Origin of the sequence: Mycolicibacterium vinylchloridicum (assembly GCF_013404075.1) — a bacterium.
GTDB classification, from domain to species: domain Bacteria; phylum Actinomycetota; class Actinomycetes; order Mycobacteriales; family Mycobacteriaceae; genus Mycobacterium; species Mycobacterium vinylchloridicum.
Genome location: NZ_JACBJQ010000054.1, coordinates 26,559 through 32,954, shown reverse-complemented (window position 1 = coordinate 32,954; position 6,396 = coordinate 26,559). Strand labels below are relative to the sequence as shown.

Annotated in this window: 7 protein-coding genes; 1 reads left to right on the top strand and 6 read right to left on the bottom strand. The window is 66.6% G+C overall.

The genetic code is table 11. The features are described from left to right. Positions 1 to 114: 114 nt before the first annotated feature. A complete protein-coding gene (locus tag HPC46_RS28325) occupies positions 115 to 603 on the top strand; it encodes an SRPBCC family protein (protein WP_218894759.1) in 489 nt (162 codons plus the stop codon). 57 nt (positions 604 to 660) lie between these two features. Here the strand turns inward: HPC46_RS28325 and HPC46_RS28320 are convergent, their stop codons facing one another. Genes HPC46_RS28320 through HPC46_RS28295 form a run of 6 tightly spaced genes read right to left on the bottom strand, consistent with a single transcriptional unit; the run spans position 661 to position 6,391 of the window. Further along, positions 661 to 1,755, bottom strand: a complete 1,095-nt coding sequence (locus HPC46_RS28320; protein ID WP_179475489.1) for a dihydrolipoamide acetyltransferase family protein — start codon at positions 1,753 to 1,755, stop codon at positions 661 to 663. Beyond that, positions 1,752 to 2,804, bottom strand: coding sequence for an alpha-ketoacid dehydrogenase subunit beta (locus HPC46_RS28315; RefSeq protein ID WP_179475488.1), 1,053 nt, complete (start codon positions 2,802 to 2,804; stop codon positions 1,752 to 1,754). Before HPC46_RS28315 ends, HPC46_RS28320 begins: the two co-directional genes overlap by 4 nt. Positions 2,805 to 2,814: 10 nt before the next feature. Then, entirely contained in the window at positions 2,815 to 3,864 is a 1,050-nt protein-coding gene (gene pdhA, locus HPC46_RS28310; protein WP_179475487.1) for a pyruvate dehydrogenase (acetyl-transferring) E1 component subunit alpha, read from the bottom strand. 59 nt (positions 3,865 to 3,923) lie between these two features. Next, a complete protein-coding gene (locus tag HPC46_RS28305; RefSeq protein WP_179475486.1) occupies positions 3,924 to 4,742 on the bottom strand; it encodes an HpcH/HpaI aldolase/citrate lyase family protein in 819 nt (272 codons plus the stop codon). Then, a complete protein-coding gene (locus tag HPC46_RS28300) occupies positions 4,742 to 5,230 on the bottom strand; it encodes a MaoC family dehydratase (RefSeq protein ID WP_179475485.1) in 489 nt (162 codons plus the stop codon). Before HPC46_RS28300 ends, HPC46_RS28305 begins: the two co-directional genes overlap by 1 nt. Next, entirely contained in the window at positions 5,231 to 6,391 is a 1,161-nt protein-coding gene (locus HPC46_RS28295; RefSeq protein WP_179475484.1) for an acyl-CoA dehydrogenase family protein, read from the bottom strand. It abuts the gene before it with no gap. Between the last annotated feature and the right edge of the window lie 5 nt (positions 6,392 to 6,396).

Below are 6,396 nucleotides of genomic sequence, written 5' to 3'. Positions count from 1 at the left end.
CGGCGCCGTCTTCCACAAAGGCAAGCTACTCGAACGCCCCGCCGACATCACACCGCCCGAGCCGGCCGAATCAACCGAAACGGAGGTCGCCTGAAACACCCCGATCCACAGGTATTGACAATTCCTCTTCCCGACTACGTCTACACGACCTACATTCACGCCAGTGCCGAGCAGGTGTGGCATGCACTCACCGACGCCGACCTCACCGCGAAGTTCTGGGGTCATGCGCAGGTCTCGGATTGGCGCGTCGGCAGCCGTGTCGACCACGTCCGGTCTGATGGCTCCGAGATCGTGGACGTCACCGGCACCGTGATCGAGGTCGATCCGCCCCGCCGCCTGGTCTTCGGTTTCGGCGAGCCCAGCGACGACCCGACGGCCGAGGAGAGTGTGGTCACGTTCGACATCGAGCCCTTCCGCGACATCGTCAAACTGACTGTCACGCACACGAATTTCCAGTCGCCCGCCGACCGCGAATCGGTCGGACAGGGCTGGCCCACCGTCCTCGCCAACCTCAAGACGCTCCTGGAGACCGGCGACGTGCTGCCGACGGCACCGTGGGAGTTCCACGCCGAGGAGTTCGCCGAGCGTGGGGGTCGTCGGTGAGGCACCGCCGATTCGTCACCGACAGCCCACACGCTCGGCGTCGGTTTCACTAAGTGCTCAAAGGTCCAGTAGCGCCGTCTCCGGCGCCTCGATCAGGCCCCGCAGATCGGTCAGGAACGCGGCAGCTTGCGCGCCGTCGACGATTCGATGGTCGAACGCGCACGTGAGCGTCATCGTCGGCCGGGCCACCACCGCGTCGTCGACCACCACGGCCCGCGGTTTCAGCGACCCCATGCCGAGGATCGCGGCCTCGGGGTAGTTGATCACCGGGACACCGTCGTCGAGCCCCAGCGCGCCGAAGTTCGACACCGTGAACGTCGACCCGCTCAGTTGCGTGGGCGCCAGCGTGCCTGCCCTGGCCCGCTGCACCACGTCGTCGACGGCCTCGGCCAGTTTCCGGGTGGAGCAGTCCCGGGTGTCGATCACCGGAACGACGAGGCCGCGTTCGGTGGCCACCGCGACGCCGAGGCGAACATCGGGGTGCAGCCGAATCTCCGGTCCGGCTTCGGATTCCACCCAGGTGGCGTTCAGCATGGGATGGCGACCCAATGCGATGACCAGCAGGCGCAACGTCAGGACGAACGGCGTCACCTCCAGCGTGTCCCGAAGCCGCAGCAGCGCAGAGCAATCCACCTGCACACTCGCGTGCGCGTCGGGGATCTGACTCCGCGACAACGCCATGTGACTGGCCATCCGGGCGTGAACGCCGCGCACCGGGATGTTCTGTGACGCCGTTCCGGCGGCTTGGAGCACGTCGTCGCAGGTGATCACCCCGTCGGCACCCGAACCGGGTTGCAGCCCTTGAAGATCCACCGCCAGGTCGGCCGCGAGCTTGCGGGTCTTGGGCGCCGCGCGGGCCCGCCTGCTGCGGTCCATGCCGTCGTCGATGCCGTAGCCGACCAGCACCGGGGTGCGGGCCTCGGTTTCGATGCGCACCAACAGTGTTCCAACTGCCAGGGTCTCGCCTTCGGCGCCGCCGAGCGCCTCGATGCGCCCGGCATAGGGGCTGGGGATCTCGACTTCGGCCTTGTTTGTCTCGACCGTGCACAGGGTCTGGTTGAGTTCGACGACGTCGCCGACCGCGACCGCCCAACTGGTGATGGTGGCGTCTTCCAGGCCTTCGCCGAGGTCTGGGACCAGGAAGTCGCTCATGGCCGTCGCATCGCTTTCTCGACGCAGTCCAGCAGCCGGTCGACGCCCGGCAGCCAGTGCTTCTCCAGCCGGGCCGGCGGGTAGGGCGTGTCGAATCCCGTGGCGCGCAACACCGGTGACTCGAGGTCGTAGAACAGCTCCTCGGAGATCCGCGCCGCCAGTTCGGCCCCGAATCCGAGCGTGCGCGGACCCTCGTGCATGACCACCGCACGGCCGGTCTTGCGGACCGATTCGGCGACGGTGTCGAAATCCAGCGGGCTCAGCGAGCGCAGATCGATGACTTCCACGCTGCAGTCGGCGACCTCGGCCGCGTTCAGCGCCGCACCGACCAGCCCACCATAGGTCAGCACGGTGACGTCGTCGCCGCTGCGCCGGACGACCGCCTTGCCGATCGGCGGTCCGGGCACGGCGAGGTCGACCGCTTCCCGGCCCCAGTAGCGCCGCTTGGGTTCGAGATAGATCACCGGATCGCGGGAGGCGATAGCATGCCGAAGCAGCCAGTAGGCATCCGAGGGCGTGGACGGCACAACGACTTTCAGCCCCGCAGTGTGCACCCAGTAGGTCTCGGTGGACTCCGAGTGGTGCTCCACCGCACCGATACCGCCGAACGACGGGATCCTGACCGTGACCGGCATCTCGACCTGGCCGCGGGTGCGATTCCGGTACTTCGCGAGGTGGCTGACGATCTGGTCGAACGCCGGGTAGGAGAAGCCGTCGAACTGGATCTCCGGGACCGGCACGAAGCCGCGGATCGCCAGGCCCACCGCGACACCGATGATCGCCGACTCGGCCAGCGGGGTGTCGAAACACCGTTGCTCGCCGAAGGTTTCAGCAAGACCCTCGGTGATTCGGAATACCCCGCCGAGCGCGGCGACGTCTTCGCCGAACACCAGCACCCGGTCGTCGCCGGCCATCGCGTCGTGCAGGGCACGGTTGATCGCTTGGGCCAACGTGAGAGTGGTGAGGCTGGGCAGCTCTGTGAGGATCGGACCGCCGGGCTCTGGTGCGCCCTCGCCACGCAATGGCGGCCGGTCGATGATCTGTGTCATCTCATGCCTCCTACGCCAATTCGGCGCGCAACTGCGCACGCTGGGCCGACAATTCGGGGGTGATCTCGGCGTAGACGTGATCGAACAGCTCGCCCACATCCGGATCGGGTGCACCGACCACCGCATCGCGAAGCTCCGCACGCAACCGGACCGAGCGCGTTTCCACTCGTTGTTCGACTCGCTCGGTCAGGACCCCGATCTGGTGCAGATACGTGCGATACCGGGCGATCGGATCGCGGGCCGACCACTCGGCGATTTCGGCAGCGGTCCGATACCGGGTCGCGTCGTCGGAGGTGGTGTGCGGCTCCATCCGATAGGTGACCGCTTCGACGAGCGTGGGTCCTTCACCGGCTCTGGCGCGCTGCGCCGCCTCGGCCATCACCGCGTAGCAGGCCAGGACGTCGTTGCCGTCCACCCGGATTCCGGGCATTCCGTACCCGATCGCCCGGTGGGCGATGGTGGGCCCGGCGTACTGGCGGCTGGCCGGCACCGAGATGGCCCACTGGTTGTTCTGGATGTAGAACACACACGGCGCCTTCTCGACAGCGGCCATGTTCATCGCCTCGTGCGTATCGCCTTCGCTGGTGGCGCCGTCACCGAGGAAGGCGACCGTCAGCGAATCCTCGCCCAGCCGTTGGGCGGCCATCGCCGCGCCCACCGCGTGCGGTGCGTGGGTGGCGATGGGGATGGCGATGGGTGCACAGCACTTGCTGGTGAAATCCAGGCCACCGTGCCAGGCGCCGCGCCACAGGGTGGCCACCTGTGCCGGCGAGATGCCGCGGGCCATGAAGACGCCGAGTTCGCGGAATTGCGGGAACAGCCAATCGGTCTTGCGCAGGCAGGCCGCCGCACCGATCTGCGCGGCTTCCTGGCCGCGACACGAGGCGTAGAGCGCCAGTTCGCCCTGCCGTTGCAGATTGACGAACTCGACGTCGAGATCGCGAGTGACAACGAGGTTCTCGTAAAGCCAGACGAGGGCTTCCGGGGGCAGATCACGACGATATCGGCTTTCGGCCGTCGTCGTTCCGTCGGGCCCGATGAGTTGAACCGGCTGATCCATAACCGCCTCCTCTGCCGGTGCAGAGGCGGTCGGAGCAAACCTGTTGTAGCAGGCTCCAGCTAGCGGCCGGGGTCGGGCGCCAGCTGGACGATGCGCTCTGCTCGCCGAAGCACCGGGGCATCCACCATTATGCCCTCGAATTGGAAGACACCGCGTTCATTGCGGGCCGCCTCAAGCACGTGTCGCGCCCAACCTACCTGTTCAGGGCTGGGAAGGTAGCCCTCCCTAATCACCGCGATCTGGCTAGGATGGATCGCCACTTTGGCGTCGAAACCGACAGCGACAGCGTCGTCCACCTCGCCTCGCAGACCGTCCAGATCCTTGATGTCGAGGAACACCGAATCCAGTGCGAGCCGGCCGTACGCCTTGGCCGCCAGCAAGCTCTGCGACCGGACATGCCTCGCCACTTCGCGGTACGAGCCGTCGGGATGGCGGTTGGCGGTGCCGCCCAAAACGGCGAACAAGTCCTCGGCACCCCACATGACGGCGAACGCGTTGTCCGCCCGGGACGACTCGACGACATTGAGCGCACCCAACGGGGTTTCGATCAGCACCACGACATCCAGCGGCGCCAGAGCGGTCACCTGCGCACCGAACTCGGTCTTGGCCAGCATCACGGTGGTGTACGGCGTGCGGGCCAGCGCCTCGAGATCGAGCGGATGATCCGGTGTGGTCGACGGATTGATCCGCACGACCGTGCGACCGGGATCGAGCTGGCTAGACACCAGCGCTTCACGAGCAGCAACCCGATCCTTGGCCGCGACTCCATCCTCCAAGTCGAGGATCACGACATCGGCTGTGGCGGCGGCCTTCTCGAATCGCTCGGGACGGTCGGCAGGGCAGAACAGCCAGGCTGGTCCTGGATTGTCGAGTGCCATCAGGTGGGCTTCTTTCGCACCATGGTCTTACGGCTGGCGGTCGCGACGATATCACCGTGCTGATTGCGGGCGGTGTGCGCGAACGTGACGATGCCCTCGCCGGGACGGCTCTTGGATTCACGCTTGTCGGTGACGACGGTTTCGGCGTACATCGTGTCGCCGTGGAAAAGCGGCTTGGGGAACGCGATGTCCGAGAAGCCGAGGTTGCCGACGATGGTGCCCTGCGTCAGCTGCGTCACCGAAAGACCCACCAGCGTCGACAGGGTGAACATCGAGTTCACCAGCCGCTGGTTGAACGGCGGCAACGCGTCGGAGAACGCCGCATCGAGGTGCAGCGCCTGGGTGTTCATCGTCAGCGTGGTGAACAAGACGTTGTCCGCCTCGGTGATGGTGCGGCCCGGGGCGTGCACGTAGCGGACCCCGATCTCGAATTCCTCGAACCACAAGCCGCGCTGGACGACGACCTTCTCCTCGGAGGATTCGCTCACCTACAGTCCCATCTGCCGAGCGATGACCATCAGCTGCACTTCGGTTGTCCCTTCCCCGATCTCGAGGATCTTGCTGTCCCGGTAGTGCCGGGCGACCGTGTATTCGTTCATGAAACCGTAGCCGCCGTGGATCTGGGTGGCGTCACGGGCATTGTCCATGGCGGCCTCACTGGCGATCATCTTCGCGATCGCGGCCTCCTTCTTGAACGGTTTACCGGCCAGCATCAGGGCCGCCGCGTCGTAGTAGGCGGTGCGCGCCGCGTGCGCGCGGGCCTCCATGCGGGCGATCTTGTGTTCGATGGCCTGGAACTTCCCGATCGGCTGCCCGAACGCCACGCGCTCGGCGGCGTATTTCACGCTCTCGTCGACGCAACCCTGCGCCGCACCCACTGACAGCGCGGCGATCGCGATCCGGCCCTCGTCGAGGATTCGCAGGAAGTTGGCGTAGCCGCGACCGCGGTCACCGAGGAGGTTCTCCTCAGGGACCCGAACGTCGGAGAAGGTCAGCGGGTGGGTGTCCGAGGCGTTCCAGCCAACCTTGTTGTAGGCGGGTTCGGCGGTGAAGCCCGGCGTGGGCACCGGAACCAGGATCGACGAGATCTCCCGGTGCTGCCCGGAGCCTGCGGTCACCGCGGTGACGGTGACCAGACGGGTGATGTCGGTGCCCGAGTTGGTGATGAACTGCTTGGAGCCGTTGATCACCCAATGCCCGTCATCCAGGCGGGCCGTGGTCTTGGTGGCACCCGCATCGGTGCCGCCGCCGGCCTCGGTGAGGCCGAACGCGCCGAGGGCCTGGCCGCTGGTCAGTTGTGGCAGCCATTCCTGCTTCTGCGCCTCGTTGCCGAACCGGTAGACGGGCATCGCCCCCAGTGACACCCCGGCCTCCAGCGTGATGGCCACGCTCTGGTCGACCTTGCCGAGCTCCTCCAGCGCCAGGCACAGGGCAAAGTAGTCGCCGCCCATACCGCCGTATTCCTCCGGGAAGGGCAGGCCGAACAAGCCCATCTCAGCCATGCCGGCCACGACCTCGTAGGGGAACGTGTGGTTGGCATCGTGTTCGGCGGATACCGGGGCGACGACTGCGCGCGCGAAGTCACGCACCGTCTTGGCGAGCTGTTCGTATTCGTCGGGAAGTGTTCCCGTGGAAAGGAAGTCAGTCATTTCAG

Coding starts and splice junctions, on each gene's coding strand:
- HPC46_RS28320 (WP_179475489.1), bottom strand. CDS start 1,755: ATGAGCGACTTCCTGGTCCCAGACCTCGGCGAAGGCCTGGAAGACGCC.
- HPC46_RS28315 (WP_179475488.1), bottom strand. CDS start 2,804: ATGACACAGATCATCGACCGGCCGCCATTGCGTGGCGAGGGCGCACCA.
- pdhA (WP_179475487.1), bottom strand. CDS start 3,864: ATGGATCAGCCGGTTCAACTCATCGGGCCCGACGGAACGACGACGGCC.
- HPC46_RS28305 (WP_179475486.1), bottom strand. CDS start 4,742: ATGGCACTCGACAATCCAGGACCAGCCTGGCTGTTCTGCCCTGCCGAC.
- HPC46_RS28295 (WP_179475484.1), bottom strand. CDS start 6,391: ATGACTGACTTCCTTTCCACGGGAACACTTCCCGACGAATACGAACAG.